This window comes from Mucilaginibacter jinjuensis (assembly GCF_028596025.1).
Taxonomy (GTDB): domain Bacteria; phylum Bacteroidota; class Bacteroidia; order Sphingobacteriales; family Sphingobacteriaceae; genus Mucilaginibacter; species Mucilaginibacter jinjuensis.
In genome coordinates this window covers 4,134,537-4,157,383 of sequence record NZ_CP117167.1, presented here as the reverse complement: position 1 = coordinate 4,157,383, position 22,847 = coordinate 4,134,537, and the positions used below count along the sequence as shown (strand labels likewise).

Sequence of the window (22,847 nt, the reverse complement as noted above, 5' to 3'; positions counted from 1 at the left end):
TTTTATGGGTTATTCTTTAATAAACTGGATAGACTTTAAATTAAATCCGCCTTTCTCTGCATAAACACGAATCCTGTTTATACCCTTTTTTAACTGAACATTTTTAAGTTCGGCTAGGTGCCAGTTTTTAGATGCATCATCGTTGGTGAATGCAATGTTTCCTGCGCTTGCGGTATTATCAACGGTAAGTGAAATTTGCCCGGCAGCACTATCTGTAGCTACATTAAATTTAGCTGTGTAGTTGCCTTTCTTGGTTACCTCAACGGTGTATTGCAGCCATTCGCCGTCTTCAATATTAAAAACATGGTAGCCACTATCATCACGTTGAATATCTACACCATCATTACGGTAGGCACGGCCACGGTTGCCCTGCGTTTTTACGCCGGGAGTATACATATAACTGGCAGTATCCTTATCAAAATAAGCAGTGCGCTGGCTGCCTAAATCATAATCTACTGCGTTGATGGTAGTATTATCACCAATAACAACCTTTTTAAACGGAACAGCGGTATTGGTACGCACCTGCCTGAACATAGCATCGGTAACATCTTTATGGTAAATATTATTCTCCAGTTTAATGTTATTCAAAAACTCATCAAGTGCAGCAATGGCTTCTGCTTTGGTTGGTTTAGGGCCTTTATCACTCCAGTAATCCAATAGCTTTTGGTACGATGGTGTTAACTTAATCTCGAGCGGGTTATTGATGCCGATCTTCTTCAATTGCCACCAGCTCCAGCCAATGTCATGGCTTTCCACCAAACTAATTGCTTCGGTAAACCAGGTGTTCGAGTTTTCTCCCGATTCGCCCATCCACAGCGGCACATTGTTTTTCTCACTAATATCAAGGAAACCCTGAATGGCCGATTGCTTGTTAAAGTTGCCATACTTATGAAAACTAATCACCATGTTTTTGTCCCACAACGGGAAAATACCTTTGTAGTTATTACCAAAGCCGTTACCCTCTATAATGATAATGTGTTTTTGATCAACCTCGCGGATAGCTTTTGTAATATCGACCATCAGTTTGCGCAGGGGCTCATTTTTGGTTTCGTTAGTACCTCTTTTATCATCGGCACTTTCAAAACCCCAGTTGGGCTCGTTAATGATGTCATAACCGCCGATGTAAGGTTCGTTGGCATAGCGCTCGGCCAGTTTGCGCCAAAGGGCAATCATTTTATCCTGATTGGCCTGGCTATCCCAAAGCGATGGTTTAGCCGGGTCGCGGTCTGATATATTAAGGTCGTTACCTTGTCCACCTGGTGTTGCATGAAGATCGAGGATCAGGTACATGTGGTTAGCCTTGCACCAGTTGAGCAAGCTATCCGTCATGGCAAAGCCTTTCTCTAACCAGGTATTTTTACCGGCAACAGGTTCCTGGTCAACCGCTAAAGTATACAGGTTGTAGTGCATCGGCAGCCTGATGGAGTTAAAGCCCCATGAACGCATCGAATCAATATCAATTTTACGGGTATTGTTTGCCAGCCACTGATTGTAAAATTTAGCCGTATAGGCTGAATCTGTAACCTCTTGTATCTTAGCCTTGATCTTATGTTGCTGGCCGATATTACTTAAACGGAACATATAGCCTTCCTGCAACATCCAGCCACCAAGGCCCATGCCACGTAAAATTACTTTGTTACCTTTTTCATCGGTAATTATCCGGCCGGATGCCTTTAAATATCCCTGCCCGTAACTAAGTGATGATACGCAGCCGAGTAAGGCCAGTGCTAAACCGGCAAAAAAACTTGATCTCCTCTTCATAGGTTATTCAGGTTTATTGGTTTTATTTCCAGATATAAGTAGCTACCGAACCTGCGTTCAGTACCTCGCTCACTTGCTCACCTTTATATTTGATGCTGAAGGTTTGTGCATCTGTACCTCTGTTAATTACCACCAGTACTTTTTTACCATCAGGCGTTTTAAATGCTACGTTAGGCAGGTTATCTACCAAGTTAGAGCTGATCCGTACCGAACCTGGCCTTACAAATTTTGCGGCGTGTGCTACAACATAGTAAGCAGGGTTACGGGTTACGCTGTCTTTATCAATGGTAATACCACCCATACATCTGTCGCAACCGCCTCTGTCGGTATGCGGGTTACTTTGTGGGTCTGCAGCAAGGTTCCACTCAATTACGTTGCGGCTCCAGTTACGGGTAGCGCCAATGGTTAACTTGGTGATATGCTCGGCAACATCTCTTTTAAAATTGCCCGGTGCGCCCATCCATTGCTCTGTGAAATACAGGTTACGGTCGGGGTGAGCATCGTGAACGGTAGATAATGCTTCGATCTTACCTGCATACAGGTGAAATGCAGAACCATCTACATATTTCTTAGCCTCAGGATCATTTAAAATTGAGATCGGGTACTCTGGCTTGTCGCAGTTATGATCGTAAACAATGATCTTGGTTTTAATCCCTTCAGCCTTAAACATCGGGCCCAGGTTAGTTTTAATAAAATTAGCCTGATCTGGAGCCAGCATCAGCATACTTGGGTTATTGCCGGGGTGTAAAGGCTCGTTCTGTACCGTCATGGCATCAATGGTAATACCTTTCTTTTTCATGCTTTGCACATATTTAACCAGGTATTTGGCGTAAGCATCAAAGTATTCGGGCTTTAAGCTGCCGCCGCGAGTATCGCCGGTTGTTTTCATCCAAACCGGTGGCGACCATGAAGAGCCTAAGATTTTGATCTTTGGATTAATAGCCAGGATCTCTTTCAATACCGGGATCACATCCTTTTTATCAGGGCCAAGATCAAACTTCGCCATATTAGGGTCGGTTTCGCCGGCAGGCAAATCATCATAAGAGAATACGTACGGATTAAGATCGGATGCACCGATAGTTACCCGCAGGTAGCTGATACCGATATTGGTGCCATCTGTAGCAAATAACTCTTTAAGTAATTCGGCACGTTTAGCCGGATCCATTTTGACGATCAGCTGCGCGCTACCGCCAGTTAAACAAAAGCCAAAACCATCAATAGACTGATAGCTTTCTTTCTCATTAATTTCAATGACAGGATTAGTGTCAGTTTTTTTAGCAAAAGGTAATTCCTGTTTTTGCTGGGCAAACAGGGCAGATTGATCTGCATTGGTTAACCAGCTTTGTACAGAACCTTTTTGCTGGGCAAAAGCAGATGTTGCAGCCATAATTACGGCTGCCAATAGTGTAGATTTTTTGATGTTTAGCATTTAATTATTATTGGAATAAGAAGATGTATTACCAGATAAATGTTGCTACAGACATACCGGCAAGCGTAGCCGATACCGTTTTACCATTAAACTTGATGTTAAAGGTTTGTATTGCGCTGGTTGTGTTTGATACAATAAGCGCCTTTTTACCATCGGGTGTTTTAAAAGCAACATTTTGAAGATTATCGAGATTATTTGAACCTATACGTACAGAGCCGGGACGCACAAATTTTGAGGCCTGGCCAATAATATAGTATGATACATTACGGCTAATGTTATTACTTATTGTAAGCGCTCCTAAACAAGTACTGCAGCCACCGGCAGTATGCGGGCCATAACTGGCATCTGTAGCCAAATTCCACTCTAATACGTTACGGCTCCAGTTACGCGTTGCGCCAATAATGAGGTTGTTTACGGCCCATTGTAAATCGCTCTGGAAATTACTTGGTGCGCCAACCCATTGCTCGGTAAAATATACGTTCTTTTTAGGATAAGCATCGTGTACAGGACCTAAGGCGCTAATTGAACCACCGTACAGGTGAAACGCAGAACCATCTACATACTTGCTGGCATCATTGTCAGCTAAAATAGCCAATGGGTAATCAGGCCTGTCGGCATTATGATCGTAAACAATAATTTTAGTTGTAATACCGTTGGACTGAAACTGCGGACCCAGGTTGTTTTTGATAAATGCTGCTTCTTCTGATGCCTGCATTACCATACTTGGGTTATTGTTAGGGTTTAACGGCTCGTTTTGCGGGGTGATGGCATCAATAGTAATACCCTCAGCCTTCATGGCCTGTATGTATTTTACAAAGTAACGGGCGTAAGCATCATAATAAGTTGTGCTTAAACTACCTGCCTTAAAGCTATTATTGGTTTTCATCCAGGTAGGGGCGGTCCATGGGCAAGCCAATATTTTAATGCTTGGGTTGATAGCAATAATGCTTTTCAAAACCGGGATCAGGTCGGCGCGTTCCTGGTCGATACTAAAATTAGTTAAATTGTTATCAGCAGATCCTTCATCATAAGTAAATGTTGTGGCACTTAGATCAGAAGCGCCTATGCTGATACGCAGGTAGCTGATGCCAATATGCGCGCTATCAGTAGCAAACAATTCTTTTATCAAATTAGCTTTTTGTGCTGCCGGTAATTGGTTAATAACAGTAGCGCTGCCACCGGTAAGGGTAAAGCCAAAGCCATCAATACTTTGATAGGTTTGTGTAGTATCAACCTCAATAGTAGGGTTTGTATTGGTTGATGTACCGAAATTGAGGGCCAGGTTTTGTTGTTTCAGCAGCGATCCCTGGTCGCCCTGGGTAAGCCACATGGCTACATCACTTTTTACTGGTGTAACAGGTTGGGTAGGAGGGGTAACAGGATCCACAATGTTACCGCCTGCTCCTTTTTCTTTTTTGCAACTTGTAGCAAATACGGCACCGCAAAGTAAGAGTGCATAGGCCATCTGCCTGGTGATATTTCTGAATTTCATAGATTATTTAGAGGTAGGGTTATCGTTTGTTATGGTTGTTTTTTAGCATCTGAAGTACCCCGGCTGTTTGTTCGGGATAAATGGCAATGCGGTGTGTGCGTAATAAATAGGGTGAAGTTTCTTTAGCATCCGTCATCTTAAATGAAATAACTTTTGATGGTAAAGCGGGCATGTGGCAATCAACACATTTGGTAGTGATTGCATCACCCAGTTTGGGTGCCATTTTGCAAAAGTTATGGTCTTCGGCTTTATGACAGGTCATGCACTTTTGTGAATAACCAACCAGGTTGCCGGTTTCTTTTTCGTGGCTGCTGTGGCAGGTAGTACAAGTCATGGTGGCGCTGTTGGCAAAGCATTTGCTCATGGCCAATAGTTTGGTTTGGTTACCATGCACATCAGGATCATGGTTAACGGCCCCGAAAGCGGGATCGAAAAAGTTCATCAGCGTATCGCCCGGATGAAAGTTAAAGGTTGATCGTTCGGCCTTTAAATCGCTACCAGAGTGGCATACACCACACATATCCAGCTTTTGCTGGCGGGTTAATGATTTATAAGGCTTAATAAACTTAGGCTGCTTATCGCCTGGATTTTCAGTATGATAGTTTACATGGTTAGCAGCCGGGCCGTGGCAGCGCTGGCAATCTATACCGTAGAGCATGGCATCTTTATCAAACTCTTCGTCAACAGTTAAGCCACCGGTTGCTACAAATTTGCGGTCGGCAAAAGAGGCGTGGCATTCAAAACAACGGCCTACCACCAAACGGTTATAGTAAACCAAGTTAGCAGGATAGCCCGGGCTATTAACCCAGTTATGCGCGGAGGTTGAATAGGTTAATGGTAGCTGATAAATCTTTTTTCCTCGCCAATAGGCATAGGTCTGCGCTTTCTCTGCCGAGCCGAATGCGATGTCGAAGCGTTCGTCCCTTACTTTTTTACCTTTAAAATAAGCTACCTGGTACAGGCCACTTTTTCGTTTTTCAACTTTGATCTTTACACTATCGTTAAAAACAAACTGACTATCGGTTGCTGCAATACCTGCTTGTAAATGATTTGCAGCAACAGGCTGTGACGCATGATAATGCCCGGTTTGATTATAGTTGGTGTAAACCTCTTTATGGCACTTAATACAGGTTGCGGGATCGGCATAGGCTGTACCCCTGATATCTGCTTTGGGCTTATCCTTGTCTATACACTGAGAAAAGAACATAGCCAGCAGAAACGTAAGGATAGATGAGAATATAAATAGTTTACCGGATTTGCCCTTCATATATTTTTGCAGGAAACAAAACTAAGAAAGCGGATGATACCGCTTCCTTAGTTTTATAAATTATTGTTTGTGGGGTACTAATTAAATGTAAATTATTTAGTACCGCCCCACTCTTTGCTTTGTTGAAGCTTGGTGTTGTTCAATTCGTTTTGTGGTATCGGGAAAATTTCGTTTTTACCGGCCACAAAGCCTTTTGAAGCTAACACTGTACCAGCATCACCCCAACGTACAAGATCTAACCAACGCTGGCCTTCGCCTGCAAGCTCTAAACGGCGCTCGGTTTTAATGTTAGTTAAGGTTACAGCTATAGGTGCTAAACCAACACGTGCCCTAACTGCATTAAACAATTGGTATGCGCGTGTACCCGGGCCTACACCCTGGTTAGATTGTAACAGGGCTTCTGCCTCTAATAAATAGGTATCAGCCAAACGGATCTCATACATATCTAACGGGAAGTTTAACTCCAATTGTCCATTTGCAGCCTTGGTAGAAGTACGGCCAGCAAATTTTTCAATAAAGTGACCTGTGTTTTGGTAAGCATGTAGATAAGAAACAATACCATTGGTTTCTAAACTGTCTAAGTTAGCTACCGTTGGCTTGTTGCGTGGATCTTTGTGGATCAGGTTCCAGAAATCATCTGTGAACGGCTGACCGCTCCATCCAGAAACATAATCAGGTGCACCGGCAACTTTAGGGCTGTAGCTACGTGGACCAACCAAAATACACTCCAGGTTACCTTCTGTACCACCAACGCTACTCCAGGTACCGTTTGATGTTGAGTTAAATACAATTTCGAAAATTGATTCGCTATTGAATTTATTTTTAGGGCTCCATAGGTCGGCAAAATTGGCAACCAATTTATAACCAAACTGGCTTGTGCCGCCTGGGGTACCATTTACTAAAGCTAACTCGGTTGCAGCGGCAGCATAATTTTTTTGCCACATGTATACACGACCCAGTAAAGCATGCGCAACACCCTGTGTTACACGGCCGCCTTGTGTTGCAGCAGGTACGGTAACGGGTAAATCATTGATTGACGCTTTAAGATCGGTAATGATTTGTGCGTAAACTGCGTCAGGAGAAACCTGCTCTACATTAAACATTTGTGATGGATCTACCGGATCCAGCAATAACGGGATGTTTTTGTAGAAACGAACCAGGTCAAAATAGAAGTAGGCACGTAATAATTTAGCCTCTGCTATATATCTGGCTTTTGTGGCTGCATCCATTTGTACATCACCAATGTGTTTTAAAAACACGTTAGCGCGGTATGCTCCTGTAAAGCCTTTGTTCCATAAGTAAGTAACAGCTCCTGCGTTTGATATTTGGTTGAAGGTATACTTAGCTACTGCTTGTAAATCACCGATATCCGATGAGTTGGCACCGCCTGCAAAGTGATCATCGCAACCAACATTCATGATATCTGTTTTAGTCAGGTAGCCAGATGACTGGTTACCAACCATATCGTAAACAGAAACCAAAGAAGCAAAAGCCTGATCCGGAGTTTTATAATAATCTGTTTCTAAAATCCTTTCCTCCGGATTTACTTCCAAATACTTTTTACATGAACCCAGCAGTTGTAAACCAACAGCCATGGCAAGTACGTATGTAATTTTCTTTTTCATCTTTATTTTTTTTAAAATCCAACATTTACACCAAGCATAAACGAGCGTGCTTGCGGATAAACACCCTTATCAATACCTAACACGTTACCACCAATTTCAGGATCATAACCATCGTATTTGGTAATTGTAGCAAGGTTTTCACTCATTACATAAACACGTAATTTATTTATACCAGCCTTTTTAGAAATAGATTGAGGTATAGTATAACCGATTTGTACTGTTTTAAACCTGAAATAACTACCGCTTTCTAAATAAAGTTTAGAGAAGTTAGTGTAGTTTCTGTTAGGGTCAGTATCTACAACTCTCGGCATGGTATTAGATGGGTTACTTGGGGTCCATCTGTTTAAAATTGATGTTTGATAGTTGGCATTACCAATATCTAAACGACGTAAACCCTGGAAAACTTGATTTCCATGTACACCGTTACCAAACACAACCAGGTCAAACGCTTTATAACCCAGGTTTAAAGTTGCACCATAAGTAAAATTAGGGATCGGGTTACCAATTACGGTACGGTCGTTCGGGTCAATTACGTTATCGCCGTTAAGGTTGGCAAATTTAACATCACCCGGTTTAGCATTAGGCTGAAGAGGGGTGCCGTTTGGACCTACATAGCTGTTAATCTCGGCTTGAGACTGGAATATACCCAACATCTGGTAACCATAGAAAGCATTGAATGAACCACCTACGATTGAACGTGAAACGTTACCCATAGTTTGGAAATTTCCAGCCTGGTTTTCAACAAACTGAACGCCTGGTGCTATGTACAGGATTTTGTTTTTCAGGAAACTGATGTTACCGATAACACCTAATCTGAAATCGCCAAGACGTTTGTTGTATCCTAACTCAATATCAACACCTTCGTTTTGCGAGGTACCATAATTTTGAGCAATGTTAGAGAAATAGCCTAAGTAACCTGGCAGTGGTGGGGTTTGTAATACACCAACTGTTTTTTTGCGGTAAAGGTCAACGTTCAGGTTAAAGTCGTTGAACAAAGTAGCTTCAAAACCAAAATCGGTTTGTTGCGTTTGCTCCCACTTCAGGTTAGGGTTTGATGGTGCATTAGGGCTCCAGCCAATTGTACTTGCATCACCTGTGCCGAAGGTATAGTTACGGCCACCGCCAACTGTTGCGTTAAATGCGAAATCGCCAATACCTGCGTCGTTACCGGTTACACCGTAGCCACCTTTGAATTTTAATACGTTAACTACGTTGTTTTTTGGCCAGAAACTTTCTCTTGATGCCACCCAACCGGCAGAAAAACCAGGGAAAACACCAAATTTGTTGTTATCACCAAACCTTGATGAACCATCACGACGGATAGATCCTGTTAACAGGTATTTTTCATCATAGTTATAGGTTGCACGTGCAAATAATGAAGTAATGGTGTGTTCTGTACCATCGCTACCATCGGCAGTTCTGTCAGCAGTTACCGGTTTGTAGTTTAGGTTGGCCTGGTTAAAATTAGTTGCAATTACATTGTAAAAGGTAACGTTTGTGTTTCTGGTATCGTTATCCATGTAATTACCCTGACCTAACAGGATATTGAAATTGTGCTTGCCAATGTTTTTACCATAGCTCAGCGTGTTTTCAAAATTGTATGCCAAACCGGTATTCATTTGTCTGTTAAATGAAGGCCTTGTATTGCTGGCAGAAGGGTTATAGTAATAAGTAGGGGTGAAGGTTTCATTACCATAGAAAGCAACTTTTGTACCCAATGAAGACCTTATTTTCAAGCCTTTAATCGGGTCTGCTTCTACATACGCATTGGCTACGATATTATGCTCCCAGTTGTAGTTACCCAGGTGGGTTTGGATATAAGCCAATGGGTTCGACATTTCCTGGCCTACATAATGCGAGATACCATAAGCATTGCCATTTGGATCTCTTACAATATACTGGCTGTTGTAATCACTTGGGAAAGGGGTTTTGCTAATATCGCTAACCGTAGTAGGCGTAATAGGGTCAAGGTTTACCGCATCACTTAACGGGCCGCCAAACTCACTGTTGGTGTTACCAATGCTTTGAGTTTTAGCATAATCATAACCCAGGTTTTCGCCAATGGTTACAAATTTAGCCGGCATGTAGGTAGAGTTTAAGCGGAAGTTGATACGCTTGTAGTTTGAAATTGGCTTTGCAACGATACCGTTTTGATCAAGATAACCAAATGAAGTAAAGAAGGTTGATTTATCACCACCACCGCTAAAGCTAAGCTGATGAGTTTGCCTTGTTGCATTGTTACTAAAAATCTGCGATTGCCAATCAGTACCTACACCATACGATGCAGGATTGCCAAACGGAGCAGCTAAACCAGCATTGGTAGCCGATTCATTTCTGATCGTGGCGTATTGCGTGGCATTAAGCATGTTAAGCTTGTGAGCAGGTGATTGTAAACCGAAGAAACCGTTATAGTTAATATCTAAACGGCCGGTTCTACCTTTTTTGGTGGTAACCAAAATAACACCGTTTGCGGCACGTGTACCGTAAATAGCTGCAGATGCTGCATCTTTTAATACCTCGATTGATGATATATCAGCTTCGTTAAGGTAACCGATACCACCGTTATCTACAATTACACCATCAACAACCCAAAGCGGATCGTTATTGGCATTATTAGAGAACGAGGTATAACCGCGAATACGTATAGTAGAACTTGCACCTGGTGAACCTGAGCTTTGTGCAATGGTTACACCAGAAACACGGCCTTCTAAGGCTTGCTCAACACGGTTAATCGGCATGTTCTCTAATTGCGCTGCAGATACGCTGGAGATAGAACCGGTTACAACGCTTTTCTTTTGGGTACCGTAACCAACTACCACAACCTCGTTAAGGTCGTTTTGGGTGATACTTAAAGTTACGTTGATGATATCCTGGCTGCCCACCGGTACATTTTGGGTTGCATAACCAATAAAAGAGAAGGTTAGTGAAGCATTTGGCGGTACTTTAATAGAGTACATACCCTTAACATCTGTTACTGCAGTAGCAGGGGTTCCGTTTGCTTTAACGGTAACGCCGGGAAGTATTTGGCCGTTGTTATCGGTTACTTTACCTCTGATAATAGTTTGAGCCATTGCTAACGAGCAGGTGGCAAAAAGCAAGAAAATGAATAGTGTAAATTTTTTTCTCATAATTTAAATTATAGGGTCTATTGTCAAGTTACAGCGATTTGCTGCTAAAAAAATATCCATACGGACGCGTTTAGCCATAGGCATTAAAGGGTTTTAAAAAGTTAAACATGTTAGTTACAATTGGTTATAAACAAAAGCGTATTTGAGACACTAAGCGCATTTGTTTCGATCAAAATTATCGAAACATAAATGATAAAAACAAATGTTTTTTCTCATAAAGTATTGATAATTAATAAATTACAATCTTTTTAATACGGTTGGTGCTCCTTGAATTAGAATCAATGAAAACGTTGTAGTTAGGCTACAGGGCACTATTTGCACTAATGGCTGTAAGCACATCAATACGGTTAAATCACACGAAAAAAAAATGAATTTAAAGGCAGAATAAGCCTTTTTAAGAGTAGTTTTTGATTGTGTTAATTATACACGATGATATATAAATATCATAATCATACTTCAACATATATGATTGTATTGTTTAATTATTAGATTTGCCTTACACACCCCGCCACGGGAGTCTGTAAACCAATTTATAACAACCTATTTAATTAAACTTTTTGGTCGAACTAATGATTAAACGCATTAATCTCGTTTTAATTATCTGTGTATTGTTATCTGCGCGAGCTTTTTCGCAGGATGTTGTTGCTATAGATAACAAACTGGAGCACAATATATTTTCTCAACATCAGATTTATTGCTTCGAAGATACTTCTAATAAGTTAACATTCAGCGATATAACAGATGGTAGGTTTAAAGATTATTTTGAGGTAAACAAAGATTATTACCCTAAAAACCATCATCATGAATCTACATATTGGTATAAGGTTAAATTAAATTTTACCGAAAAAATTTTAAATAAGCCCTCCATTTTTGAATTTTTTGACCAAACCACTGAGAATATTACAGCCTATATCCCGGATTCGAAAGGGAATTATGTAGCCAGCAGGACAGGGGCATCCCTCAATTTTGAAAAAAGACTGTTCAACCATAAGAACTTTGAATTTTTAATTCCAAACCAAAGTATTGGCGAGCATACTTATTATTTTAAGGTAAGCTCGCGCGAATCTGTTAACGTAATTATAGTTTACCGCACGCTCCATTACTTTATATACTATGCCCTTACCGAATACTTTACGTTTGGTTTGTTTTATGGCATGATCCTGATTTTTTGCTTTCATAACCTGCTTATGTTTATGGCAGTTAAGAAAAAAGAATATCTGTTTTATGTGCTATATATTTTAAGTATCGGGCTATATGAAATGAGTATAGACGGCATTGCTTTTCAATATATATGGCCTAACTCTCCCAGTTGGAACGAGTATGCGTATGGCACGGCGCTATATTTTATCAGCATTTTTGCGCTCATATTTACCAAAGAGCTTTTGCATGTTAAAACTAAGGCCCCAATTCTGTACCGCATTATTAACTATATTTTAGTACTGCGAACACTGTTTTTTGTTGTTTGCCTTTGCTTTGATAAAAGCCTGTTTTATTACAAGTTTGTAGAATTTGTACCCCTGGTTACCGCTTTTATAACAGGTATCACGATATGGCAGCGTGGCTATAAACCCGCCCGCTTTTTTGTATTAGGCTACACTTTTCTTTTCATCGGCTTCTTTACCAAGGCCATCATGGTATTAGGGTATAATAAGTATCTTTTTAATTTTCCTGGCTTTATAGGCCATTATAGCCTGAGTGGGAGTTTTGTATTGGAGATGGTGTTTCTCTCTTTCGCCATCGGCGACCAGGTGAGGCTGCTGCGTAAGGAAAAGGATATCGCCCAGGAAGAAACTTTTAAGCAGATGTCTATTAATAATGAATTGAAAGATTCTATTAACCAGGAACTGGAAGAAAAAGTTAAGATCCGAACAAAAGAGGTGATTGAGAAGTCGCAAAAAATATTTGAGCAAGCCCACATTATTGAAGAACAAAATTATAACCTCGTAGCCATTAACGTACAATTGGAGCTGCAGGCCGCAGAAATTTCGAGAATGAATGTTTTGCTCGAAAAGGATAACATCCAGCTGAAAGATAATATCGAAAAGGTAACTGATGCCCGGGCACTTTCTACCGAACTTTCTTTTGAAGAATTTAGCGCAAAGTATCCTGACCAGGAAAAATGCAATAAGTTTTTGGCCGAAATTAAATGGACCAAAGGGTTTGAGTGTGTGAAATGCAATAATACAACTTATACCGAAGGCCGCGCCCCTTATAGCCGCCGGTGTATCAAGTGCCGTTACGAAGAATCTGTATTGTTTAACACTATTTTCCAAAATAGCCGCATACCTATTAATAAGGCATTTTATTTAGTATACCTGATGTATACAAGCAAGGGTTCAATATCATCCTATCAGCTTTCAGAAAAATTAGGCATTCGCCAAAGCACCTGCTGGCAGTATGCCATTAAAGTAAAAAAGGTGATGGATGATAGGAAAAGAGAAAAAAGAAACACAAATTTGGGTTGGAGCAGGTTAATTATTACCGCCCATGATGAATAGGTGTCTCAACATAAAAATGCTGATAAACTGAAATTGCATCATGGCTTAAAATAAGATACCAATCTCTGCGTTTAAAGGTCATCATTGAAAAATGATCTTTAAGCGGATGAAGAGTTAATCTTGAATATTTTATTCTGATTGCGTTTTGGGCTGCACCAGGCATCTTTTTTATCCTCCAACAATTTTCCTGACTGTTATTTTGCATTTATTAGCTATGCCGCATAGCCATTGGTAACGTCATGTTTAACAAAGCATGACTGAGCCTTAATCCTACCGCGTTTCCTCATTATTTAGTTTTGCCATTCGAAACTAAGGACTTAACAAAACAACAAAATGAGGAAATTTTTACTTCTCTCCATGCTCTGCCTGTTTACAATGATACAGGCTTTTGCACAGGTAACATCCAGCAGTATGTCTGGTACAATTAAAGACGATAAAAACGTCACGCTACCGGGTGCAACCGTAAGGGCCACACACGTACCGTCTGGTACAGTTTACGCTGTGGTAACCAATAAAGATGGTTTGTACAGCATCCCGGGTATGCGTACAGGCGGCCCTTACAAGGTTGAAATATCTTATATAGGTTTCAGCAAATCAACCTATACCGATATTACCCTGCAATTAGGCCAGCCCTACATCCTGAATTCAAATATGTCGGCAACGGGTGTAGAGTTAGCGGCGGTTACTGTTAAAGGAACCAAACGCCTTGCCAGCGCTCGTTTAGGCGCAAGTACTAATATCGACAGGGCATCAATGGCAACTTTGCCTACCTTTTCGCGTAGCATAACAGACTTTACCCGTTTATCGCCACAGGCAAGCGGTAATAGCTTTGCCGGCCGCGACCCAAGGTATAACAGTGTAACTGTTGATGGTGCCAACCTCAATAATACGTTCGGTACATCTAACGAGCCTTTACCAGGTGGTGGTACACAGCCAATTTCTATCGAAACTTATGATGAGATTTCGATAAACGTGGCGCCGTTTGATGTTAAGCAATCAGGCTTTACCGGTGCAGGTGTTTACGCAACTACTAAAAGCGGTACTAACACTTTCCATGGTTCTGCATACACTTATTACAAAAATCAATCGTTTAACGGTAACAATATCGGCGATAACTACATTGGTAATAACGTTGCTAAAGCCAGCACTAAAATTTACGGTGCTACTTTAGGCGGCCCGATCATCAAAAATAAATTATTCTTCTTCGGTAACTTCGAAAGAGAAACATCTACTTCACCAGGCATTAACTATTCGCCAACCGGTGGTTCTGGCAACGGTACAATGGCTGCAACTCCTGTTGCAGATTTAGTTAAGGTATCTGATTACCTGAGAACCAAATTTGGTTACGAAACCGGCGCTTACGATAACTTTGAAGCATTTAAGCCGCAGAACACTAAGTTTTTGGTTAAGTTAGACTGGAACATCAACGATAAAAACAAGCTGACTGTTAAATACAGCTACTTAAACGCTACCAGCGATCAGCAAATTAACGCGGGCAGTACGCCAAACAACGGGCCTTACTCTTACACCAATGCTACCGGCGGAACAACAACCCGCGGTACAGGTGGTTTGCCTAACAACCGTTACAGTAACCAATCTATCGCGTTTGCAAACTCAAACTACGGTTTTATCAATAAGGTAACCACAGGTACTGCCGAGTTAAACAGCTCTATCAGCCCTAAATTATCAAACCAGTTACTGTTAACCTTCAAAAAGTACGATAACCCAAGAACTTCTAAAGGCGATATCTTCCCAACCATCGATATTTTTAATGGCCAGGGCAGTAACTACATTACCGCAGGTTCTGATCCATATACCAAATACAACGAGGTTATTGATAACACCACCAGTTTGTATGATAACTTAACTTATTATGCAGGTAAGCACACCATTACAGCCGGTGTTAATTACGAGTACCAGCGTATTGGCAATGCCTTTATGCCGGGTGCAGCAGGTTCATACATCTATAACTCATTAGATGATTTCCTGAACGACCGTACGCCACTGCAATTTACCTACAACTACTCATTGGTACCGGGCCAGGACAAAGTTTTCTCGGCTAACTTAAAAGTGGGTACTTTAAGCTTGTATGCACAGGATGAGTACACCGTAAACAGCAATTTTAAACTTACTTACGGTTTACGTGCCGACAAGAGCATTTATCTGCAAGACCCGATTGAAAACCCGCAAATGACAGCTATGTTATTGCCGGATGCAAACGGTAACATGAAATCATATAACTCTGGTTTATGGCCAAAATCAAGAATCATGCTATCGCCAAGAATTGGTTTCAGGGCAAGTTTCCTGGATGATAATTCATTGGTGTTACGTGGAGGTATGGGTATTTTTACAGGCCGTGTTCCTTACGTATTCTTAACCAACGGACCAAGCAACAGCGGTATGTATAACTTTGGTGGTGTTGCAACTGCAGATCAGCTGAAGAACATTAAATTGGTAAAAGATCCAAGCACTTACGCTTCACTGTTCCCACAAACTGCAGGTACTGCCATCCAGCCGTCAACGGTATTAATTGACCGTAACTTTAAATTTCCGCAAGTTTTCAGGGTTAACGCGGCTGTAGAGAAAAACCTTGGTAATGGCTTCATTGCTACTGTAGAAGGTTTGTATACTAAAGATATTAATGCAACCCGTATGCGTAATGCCAACCTTAAAGCACCTACCGGCGTACTTAACGAAGGCGACCAGTCAAGGGTGCGTTACGTAGGTACAGGCGCCAATAACCTGGTTACCGCTAACGATCGTTTAATTTATCCTAATATCAGCACAGCTGTAATATTAGAGAATACCAATAAGGGATATGCCGCATCTTTAACAGGGCAATTGACCAAAAGATTTGAAAACGGATTGTTTGCTTCTGCATCTTACACCTACACCAAGGCAGAGGAGGCATTTAGCACAGCAGGTTCAACAGCAGCAAGCGTTTGGGCTTCTACTACCAACGTTGGTACCAGCAATGATGTAGAGTTAGGCAATACGCCAAACTTTGTACCTCACCGTGTAGTTGCTTATGCATCATACAGGTTTACTTATCTTGATCATGCTGCTACTACTATCGGTTTATTTTACCAGGGATCTGCACAAGGTTTCGGGGGTTACAGCTATAGCATCAATGGTGACATCAATGGTGACGGAAACGCATCATCAGACCTGATGTATATCCCTAAAAAAGCAAATGAGTTAACCTTTGCTTCTTATACGGCAACTGTAAACGGTGTAGTGTATACTTATACGCCACAACAACAAGCAGCAGCTCTGGAGCAGTTTATCAACAATACTCCGTATCTGAAAAAACACAGGGGCCAGTACGCGAAAAGAAACGCTGCTTATTTCCCATGGTATAACCGTATAGATGCCAACTTATTACAAGACTTCTATATCACCACCGGTAAAAATAACCAGAAACATACTTTGCAGTTAAGTGCAGTTGTACAAAACTTACCTAACTTATTAAGCAAATACTGGGGTGTACAAAAGCAGGCTACTTTCACAAGCCCGCTTACTTATACCAGCATTGATAATAATGGCGTACCAAGCTACAACATGCGTCAGTTAAACGGCCAATTAGTAAATACGCCGTTTGTTGATGCTACTTCTGGTACCACCTGGAGCTTATTAATTGGTGCTAAGTATATCTTTTAATCAGCGATAGGATAAAGTATTGTTAAGAATTTTAAATAGAAAACAATGAAAAAGAATATAATCATGACTTTGATGATGCTGTTGACATTAACCATGTTCTCATGCACAAAAAAAGCCGATATCGGAGGGATTGAGCCTAAGCTACCTGCTTTGCAGTTAAGCAGCCTTGGCTATCAGCAAGTGAGCCCTTTTACCATATCAAATACAGTTTTACAACTAAACTTTGGTGCAACCACAACCAATATGGCAACAGGTGCATTTAAGGTAGAAATACTTAATGGTTCGACAGTAATTAAGACTATTGATTTTGCTCAATGGACTGGTAAGGATAAATCATCAACAGCCACGGTAACCAATCATACCATTGGCTATACATTGCAATCAACTACCTATCCTAACACAAACGTGTATGCAGGTACAATTAACCTAAAACTTAGTTTATTAGGTTTAACTAATGGTGGTACTTATGGTGTACGGGCTACTGCTTACAATGCAGATAACTCGAAAAACTCATCTATTACGCAGTCGGCTTTTTTTAAGACAACAGCGCAATAAATTAGATTTTTAGTTTAAGAAAGGCTGCTCAATTGTGAGCAGCCTTTTTGTTTATGCATTATTTACACCGTTAAGTTTTGATTAAATAAATGCAGTAATATTTTTTATTAAAATTTATATATGATATTTGCTTACTAATTAGTTTAAATATTGTGAGCAGGTCTGTTTTATTAAAAACTGTATTGTTACTGTTAAGCATTTATATGCTTTTGGTAAGCCCTATAATTACTGCTTTAAGGGGAGATGCCCGTCATCTGCCTGTTAATACTACTGAACATAAACATCACATAAGCCCGGCATATATTCATGCTAATTCATGGGGGCTTATTTCTAATTATCATTTTACAACTCCGCCGGTTAAATTAACCCTTAAAGACCTGGCCGTAATACTTTGCTGTGCCGGCTTTTTACTGTTTACTACAAGTAAGCACTTCACCACTTTTAATAAGTGGTTGTACCGGCATTTAAAAGTCCCCAATTCAGATAATCTTTATCTGCGCATCCGAACGCTTCTGATCTGAAATAAACAATAAATACATTTAATACCCCGAAGTCAATGTATTTTATTGTTTTATCTGTGCCCACTTGCCAAATAGCAGGGAAGGGGTGCTATTTATTGATCTTAATTCATGAATTTCGGAGAAGAGTTCAGCTTGCAACTTAAGCTGGCCAACAAAGCATATCATCAGTACTTAAACACATTTTTTGAGCAAAGCGATATCAGGCAACACTACCAGATCATCATACAGTTATCGCGCTTTGGCGGTAAAATGACCCAGAAAAAATTGTGTGAAAACCTCAATATCGAACGCTCAAACATGGCACCAATTATTGATACACTACAGGATAATGGTTACGTAACACGCGCTATAAACTACAAAGACAGGCGCGGCAGGCTGGTTTTATTGACCGAAAAGGGTAATAAGGTATTGGAGGGGCTGGAAAACACATTTCAGCATTTTGAAGACAATGTTACGCAGGGGATCACCTGGCAGGAAATGTATAATTGCCTTCGCGTTTTAAAAGTGATCAACACCAATCTTGGCGATATATTAAGTATGAAAAAAGTTGATATTGCCGTGTAATGATCCACTCATAAAAACGATGGGATTATAGAATGAAAAGGCCTGTAAGTGCATAACTTACAGGCCTTTTTGCGAGAATAAATACCGTGAAAACACCTCTTTGTTTTTTAGATGTTACTGCCTACATTTAGGTATACCCCAGGGGCTCTGTTTTATAATCCCGGAACCCACTCTATAATTTTATTGCAGTACCGCATAATCCCGGCTTTTAATAGGTCTGGATCTTTTTCCTTAGTCAGAAACTTTCAAAATAGCCGGTATTTACCGGTCAACACAGGCATTAATTTGCCATGTTATTGGTAAGAAAAATTTCTTAATAATACTTCTGTTAACCGCATTGTTTTCGGGAGGCATAAAACCTATACCATGTTTAAGAATCTTTTTTCCTTCAGCCGCAGCCAAAGCGTAATTATTGCCACACTGATTGTAATATTGGTACTCGGTGTTTTGTATTTCTTTGTTTATGTGCCTCATAATCAAATTAATTTAGAAACAAAGCAGTTTAGGGCGCTACAAAACACAGAACAAAAAATATCAGATAAGGTAGATAATTCGCTGGCTTTGGTACATAACCTCATTCGTAATTATAAAGCAAACGCTGCCGACTACGATACCGCGAAAATACATCGTTATATCGACAGCTATCCCCAAAAAGATTTTAATCTCTCTATTAATACCCGGTATAAAAACCCTAAAGGCAATACTGCCGAAGATACAACGGTTAACTTTGATGATGAGGCACTTTCAATAGGGATAGATACCGGCAAAGTGCAAATTAAAATCACCTATACTTTTAAGCAGTTTATAGAACCACTGCTTCCGGGCGATGTTTTTGATGAGTATATCATTCTTAGCCAGTCAAATGTAATTTACCAGAGTTTCCCAAGCGGCATTACCCAAATGATTGCCGATTCGTTAAAGAGCAAAAAAAGCGCGTTTGCAAACGCACAGGTAAAAGATGTTTCGTTAAGTGGGGGCTCCTATAAGCTTTTCTCACAACAATTAAACCTTAAAACCGCTTCACCAATTATTATTGCCGGGCTGTTAACCAAAAAGCACTACAACTCAGAAAGAAATGAATTGCCCGAACAGGTAGTGTTATTTTTATTATTAATTGCGGTTACGGCTATCCTGGCATTGCCCTGGATAAAACTTTACCAGATGGGGGGCCAGGACCGGATGACCGCCATGGACGGGTTGCTCTCGCTGGCCATCCCAATGCTGCTGATGTCGGTACTGTTTTTTACGTTTCTTTCCTATAATGGCTCTTTTCGTAACGGTGTTTCCGATTTTGAAGGTATAAGTAAGCGGATGAGCGCAACCATTAAGGATAGCCTAAGCGACGAAGTTGCCCAGACTTACAATGTATTAGTTACAGCAGATTCCATATATGATCATAATAAATCGCAGGTAAAGTATCCCAAAAAGGATCTTTGGGATGACAGCCTGATCTATAATAAGCTTCAGGGCATTTTAAGCAATACAAAGGTAAACCAGCTTTACCAGCTAAACACAGATGGGCATGAAATGCAGGAATCGTGGATGCCCGACCATAAACGGCCACCGCCGGGTGATTTCTCTAACCGGGCATACTTTTACAGGTTAAAAAATCAACAGCCATTATATCTCAAACATGATTCTCAGAAACCGTTCTACATAGAACAGGTAACCTCGTGGACAACGGGCATCTTTACATCGGTTATGGCCATACCCCATAAGGGTGGGGGTGCCCCGTATACTGCCATGTCGTTTGATCTTAAAACGTTCGATCATCCTGTGCTTACACCGGGCTTTCTTTATTGTATCATCAATATGCAGGGTGATGTTCTTTATCACGCCAATAAGTCTAAGCAGTTGAATGAAAACCTTACCACCCAGTTTTCTGCACAGGATGAGCTTAAAGCTGCTTTAGGTGCGCACAGCGATAAACTTTTTAATACCAAATACTCGGGCAAACAATATAATGTTTACCTAAGCCCGCTTGCTGATCTTCCGTATGCCATTGTAATCATGGAAGACAAGTCGTACGATAATATCCGTGCCCTCAACAGCTTTGTGTTCAGCTTCTCCATGCTCTTTACCTTCTTTATTGTACTGGCGCTCGAGCTGTTTATCGTATTTGTGCTATCGGTAAAAAAGCATTACTACAGAAAGCATTATTTTGATATTTCATGGATCGGCCCCGACAGCCGGTTCCGGCAGGAATATAAACTGGCCTTATGGGGTAATATAGCCACTATTCTACTATTGCTCTGCTGGATTGGGAACACACACTTCCTGGAATGCTTTTATATGCTTTTAACTGCATCCGGTTTATCATATCTTTTCTTAAACGCACTTTATGCAATCTTTTACAAGGCGTACGATATTGATAAGTACCGGCTTAAAGTTAATGCGGTAATTGCACTGGCCGGTATCATCGTATTATTAGATGCAGTTGCCGCGTATCAAACAGAAATTGGGCGGTTATTAATTTTCCAGGTTCTTTTAATACTCATACTGGGCAGTATTTTATTTTTTCATGATAAGTTAAAAGAACGTCTTAACACCCCAATTACAGCCAATTATATCCGGGGCTTTTCGCTAATGACATTTACCCGGTTTATTATTACCAGCGGCTTGCCTGTATTGCTTTTTTATATCTCCATTACTAACTATGAAATTAAGCTGGTTACGCGTTACCGCCATGTACAGTTTGCCAAAACAATACAGGAAAATTATCTGGCTAATACCAAGGCATTAGATTCGGCAAGCCGGTATATAGATCATACCTGGATAAATAGTGTTAAAATTATTGATAAGAAAGACACGCTGTATCATTCTAAAGGAGATTCTTGTACCCGTACTTTATTTAAGTTGTTAACCATTGGTGATAAAAACCAGATCACCGGCATGAATGAGTTTGACCGCGACCCTACAGATAGCTCATGGCAATACAGCAGCCTGCTGGAGAAGGGTGTTGGTGTTACTTATTATCACTTAAATGATAAATCTTATCTGGAAGTTAAATCGGGCGACCTTAATTATAAGCTACCCGTTAAAGGATATTTAGGGTTTATTTACTGGGTTTTGTTTTTTGGGGCGCTTGCGTTCTTTTGGCTCTCATTACATTATATCCTCAGAAGGTTGTTTGCCCTAAACCTGCCGGCCGAAACCTGTTGGCAGGATATTGATACTTTATTACTCAAAGATAATGAACTCAACTCGCGCATATTCCTGATTGGCTCACCCGGCTCAGGGAAGATGAAAAAAATAATGGATCTGATCAATGGTAAAGCCCCTGATAAAATGATGGGGGATAATACATTAAAAAAGATCAACTATTATGTGGCTGATATGATCCTGATGCCTAATGATAAGGATATTGCCGAAAATGATACCGATTGGACTGACCTGAAAAAAGATGCGCTTGATCCTAAATATGATCTGGTTATTGTTGATCACTTTGGATATGATATTAAGAACCCGGTATCAAACCGTCTGAAACTTAATTTTCTGGAAGAGCTGTTGCAGGATAATCCCCGTAAGGTAATTATTATCTCTACGGTGCATCCTATTAACTTCCTCGATTCACTAAACAGCCAGCAAGCCGCGTATGCAGCCATGGCAACAAGTGGCGCAAGTGATGCCAATACCCCTGCACCTAACCGCGCGCCAGAACATGATTTGGAGAGATGGCATGTATTATTGGGGCATTTTAAAATTGCTATTCAAAAACTAAACAGCGAAGACGTAACCCCCGATGTGAACGACCCTACATGGCAGAAAATTTTGATGTACGAAACCAGGAGCGGGCACTTTTTTGATAATATGGGGAAACCTATAGCAGATATGCTGGCAAAAAGGGTGACTGATAAAAACAAGGTCGGGATCGAATCATTGTCCATTAAACTGGGTATTACAGCGCATTACTTTTATATGTATATGTGGCAGTCGTTAACCAAAGAAGAGAAGTTTTTGTTGTACGACCTTGCCGAGGATGGGCTGGTTAACCCCTATGATGATTATAACCTGATCCTGTTAATTTGCAAAGGCTTAATTATTCGTGAAAACGGCATCCTGAAAATTTTCAACCACGGTTTCCGCAACTTTATCCTTACTGCAATTGGTGGTACAGAAGCAATGCAAATTCAGCGGCAGATCAGGGATAACGGCAATTGGAGCAAGCTTAAAGTGCCTTTGGTTATACTGATTGTTGCTGTACTTATCTTCCTTTTGGCCTCGCAACAGGAAACCTACACCACACTGGTTAAATATTTAACCGCAATTGCAGTTGGAGTACCAACCGTTTTAAAGATATTTTCGTTCTTTAATTCATCAGAGAGCAAGGTTACCTGATAATAGGTA

The 22,847-nt window shown here is 40.7% G+C and carries 12 protein-coding genes; 6 read left to right on the top strand and 6 right to left on the bottom strand.

Going from position 1 to position 22,847, the window contains the following annotated elements; translation table 11 throughout:
• Window positions 1-9: 9 nt before the first annotated feature.
• From PQO05_RS18085 to PQO05_RS18060, 6 genes are all read right to left on the bottom strand, one after another.
• Window positions 10-1,761, bottom strand: a complete 1,752-nt coding sequence (locus PQO05_RS18085; RefSeq protein WP_273628841.1) for a cellulase family glycosylhydrolase — start codon at window positions 1,759-1,761, stop codon at window positions 10-12.
• 22 nt (window positions 1,762-1,783) lie between these two features.
• Window positions 1,784-3,190: a glycoside hydrolase family 30 protein gene (locus tag PQO05_RS18080; RefSeq protein WP_273628840.1), complete on the bottom strand. Its 1,407-nt coding sequence runs from the start codon at window positions 3,188-3,190 to the stop codon at window positions 1,784-1,786.
• Window positions 3,191-3,218: 28 nt separating this feature from the next.
• Window positions 3,219-4,682, bottom strand: coding sequence for a glycoside hydrolase family 30 protein (locus tag PQO05_RS18075; protein WP_273628839.1), 1,464 nt, complete (start codon window positions 4,680-4,682; stop codon window positions 3,219-3,221).
• Window positions 4,683-4,701: 19 nt separating this feature from the next.
• Window positions 4,702-5,949, bottom strand: coding sequence for a multiheme c-type cytochrome (locus tag PQO05_RS18070; protein WP_273628838.1), 1,248 nt, complete (start codon window positions 5,947-5,949; stop codon window positions 4,702-4,704).
• 92 nt (window positions 5,950-6,041) lie between these two features.
• The gene (locus PQO05_RS18065) at window positions 6,042-7,574 is read right to left on the bottom strand and encodes a RagB/SusD family nutrient uptake outer membrane protein (RefSeq protein ID WP_273628837.1); all 1,533 of its coding nucleotides are present in this window, start codon (window positions 7,572-7,574) and stop codon (window positions 6,042-6,044) included.
• Between the two features lie 11 nt (window positions 7,575-7,585).
• Window positions 7,586-10,702 carry a SusC/RagA family TonB-linked outer membrane protein gene (locus PQO05_RS18060; protein WP_273628835.1) on the bottom strand — a complete coding sequence of 1,039 codons (3,117 nt, stop codon included), beginning with the start codon at window positions 10,700-10,702 and terminating at the stop codon, window positions 7,586-7,588.
• 569 nt (window positions 10,703-11,271) lie between these two features.
• Here PQO05_RS18060 and PQO05_RS18055 point away from each other — a divergent pair.
• From PQO05_RS18055 to PQO05_RS18030, 6 genes are all read left to right on the top strand, one after another.
• Window positions 11,272-13,200 carry a 7TM diverse intracellular signaling domain-containing protein gene (locus PQO05_RS18055; protein WP_273628834.1) on the top strand — a complete coding sequence of 643 codons (1,929 nt, stop codon included), beginning with the start codon at window positions 11,272-11,274 and terminating at the stop codon, window positions 13,198-13,200.
• Between the two features lie 333 nt (window positions 13,201-13,533).
• Window positions 13,534-16,860 carry a TonB-dependent receptor gene (locus PQO05_RS18050; RefSeq protein ID WP_273628833.1) on the top strand — a complete coding sequence of 1,109 codons (3,327 nt, stop codon included), beginning with the start codon at window positions 13,534-13,536 and terminating at the stop codon, window positions 16,858-16,860.
• Between the two features lie 45 nt (window positions 16,861-16,905).
• Complete coding sequence (locus PQO05_RS18045; protein WP_273628832.1) at window positions 16,906-17,415, top strand: hypothetical protein; 510 nt, start codon at window positions 16,906-16,908, stop codon at window positions 17,413-17,415.
• A gap of 152 nt (window positions 17,416-17,567) precedes the next feature.
• On the top strand, window positions 17,568-17,936 hold the full coding sequence (locus tag PQO05_RS18040; RefSeq protein WP_273628831.1) for a hypothetical protein: 369 nt from the start codon (window positions 17,568-17,570) through the stop codon (window positions 17,934-17,936).
• A gap of 108 nt (window positions 17,937-18,044) precedes the next feature.
• Complete coding sequence (locus PQO05_RS18035; RefSeq protein WP_273628830.1) at window positions 18,045-18,500, top strand: MarR family winged helix-turn-helix transcriptional regulator; 456 nt, start codon at window positions 18,045-18,047, stop codon at window positions 18,498-18,500.
• 366 nt (window positions 18,501-18,866) lie between these two features.
• Window positions 18,867-22,838, top strand: a complete 3,972-nt coding sequence (locus PQO05_RS18030) for a hypothetical protein (RefSeq protein WP_273628829.1) — start codon at window positions 18,867-18,869, stop codon at window positions 22,836-22,838.
• The last annotated feature ends 9 nt before the right edge of the window (window positions 22,839-22,847 follow it).